This window comes from Staphylococcus sp. EG-SA-2, from assembly GCF_017152085.1.
In genome coordinates this window covers 1-1,770 of the sequence record NZ_JACYHC010000719.1, presented here as the reverse complement: position 1 = coordinate 1,770, position 1,770 = coordinate 1, and the positions used below count along the sequence as shown (strand labels likewise).

2 protein-coding genes and 1 other RNA gene are annotated in these 1,770 nt (G+C 29.8%); 2 read left to right on the top strand and 1 reads right to left on the bottom strand.

What is annotated here, in order from left to right:
- The first annotated feature begins 314 nt into the window (after positions 1-314).
- Positions 315-461 (top strand): hypothetical protein, encoded by a 147-nt coding sequence (locus IDG60_RS22365; RefSeq protein ID WP_001057759.1) that lies wholly within the window; start codon positions 315-317, stop codon positions 459-461.
- A 15-nt stretch (positions 462-476) separates the two neighbouring features.
- Positions 477-800 (top strand): hypothetical protein, encoded by a 324-nt coding sequence (locus IDG60_RS13130; protein WP_001058299.1) that lies wholly within the window; start codon positions 477-479, stop codon positions 798-800.
- 869 nt (positions 801-1,669) lie between these two features.
- Here IDG60_RS13130 and ssrA read toward each other — a convergent pair.
- Positions 1,670-1,770: a transfer-messenger RNA gene (gene ssrA / locus IDG60_RS13125) on the bottom strand; the annotation flags it as partial.

Genomic DNA, 1,770 nt, shown 5'->3' with positions numbered 1-1,770 from the left:
ACAAGAGAAGAAGTAGAAAAGAAAGAAAAAGAATTTGAAGAAGAGTACAAAAAAGAACAAGAACGAGAGAAAGAAAAAGAAAAGCAAAAAGATGACGACCACAGTAGTTTAGATGAAGTATAAATTTGGTTTGTTGATTGTCTTACATTCAGTTATTTAATTTTTAGAGAAACTGACTTATTTATAGCTTAGCCAACATGATACTATAAAACTATGATTAAAAATAAAAAATCTGTGTTTAATGGTGTTAAAGAAATCAGTCCCCGTGCCGGAAAATCATAAAAAAAAGATGGGATAAATTTGTAAATCCCGCATTGAATAATGCATTAAAACAAGAAGAGGCTACATGGGGAAATGTACAAGGTCAAGTTTCACAAGCATTGATGGGAACTGGTATTAAAGATTCTACTGCAAGAAGCATAGGGTTTTGGGTTTCCCAAGTTGGTCAAGCATTAATATAAAAAGAGTGTGATAAAATGAATAATGAAGAATTAGAAATGAGATTGTTATTAATGAAACAATCAATAGAACAATTACAAGAAGAACTAGCGCCTAACTTAAAAACTAGAGATTTAGTGTTATTAAGATATATGTATTCATATAAAGAAATTAATATGCTAGATTCTTACTTGTTCCAATTGGCTACAAATAAAGAGCAAATAACAAAAAAACAATTTAAAACAAAATTGGAAAACATTAGAGAAGTACCAGAAATACCTATTAGACAAGTTAATGATATATTAGAAGGTTATAAAAATAGTGAGTTATATGTTGAGTTGATAAATAGCATCCTAAAATAAAAATAAACATACTAAGATTAGCTATGAAGGAATCTATGACGATAGATTTTTTCATAGCTATTTTTTATAGTTATAAAGAGGAGTAGTCTGTTCTGACTCTTGGATTTTAAATCTGTATAATAAACAAGTAAGCTTTACTCTCGCCTTTTAAAATTCGTTTGTAGTATGTTGGGTTCTTAAAATCGTGAATAGGAAAATGCAATGAGAAAGGTTAAGTAAAGTTTTTAACTTCTCATTTATTCAATGGAGAATTTTTTATCGATTACTTAGACATTAATATTAGTAAAAGAAGTAGTGTAGTTGCAAATTATAAAAACTAAAAATTCCAAAAAGAGTTTATCATCCAAAACAATAAAAATGGCTACAATGGTATGTTGTGAAATGCATTTCTTAACTACGACTTCTTTTATTTCCGTCTCGTCAACTATTGCTGATTGTGTTAATAGGCATATTGATTCTAATGAAAATATCAAAACTCGGCTCATCTCTTTATAACTACACCCACTTAGTGACGTAACAAAAATGAAAAGTTCTTTTTCAGTAGCCATTTATCCAATTAAGTGTAGACGATTCACATTTTTATATTGACATATATAACATGGAGAATTTTTTGCGTATAAAGAAGTTTCTTCATGAACAATGTTGAATGTAAAACTCAGAATCCAACTTTTTTGACACTTATTTGACACACATCACTGTCCCCTTATATCTCAAAAACTAATTCATAATCACTTATTACTCTTTCCTCCATCAAATAAACACCTATACAAACACTGCTATATCAATACTCACAACAAATTCTGCAATGCATTATCCCCTGAAAAACACATAATAAAAAAGCCTACATCCACAAAGGTTGTAGGCTACAAATATGGAGACGGCGGGATTTGAACCCGCGTCCAGAGGTCCTGATACACATCTTTCTACGTGTGTAGTTTATCGAAAGGTTTCGCATCATGAAAAGTGATAA

What these genes read in the sequence shown, in the direction of transcription:
- IDG60_RS13130 (WP_001058299.1), top strand. Translation starts at nt 477, where the DNA reads ATGAATAATGAAGAATTAGAAATGAGATTGTTATTAATGAAACAATCA.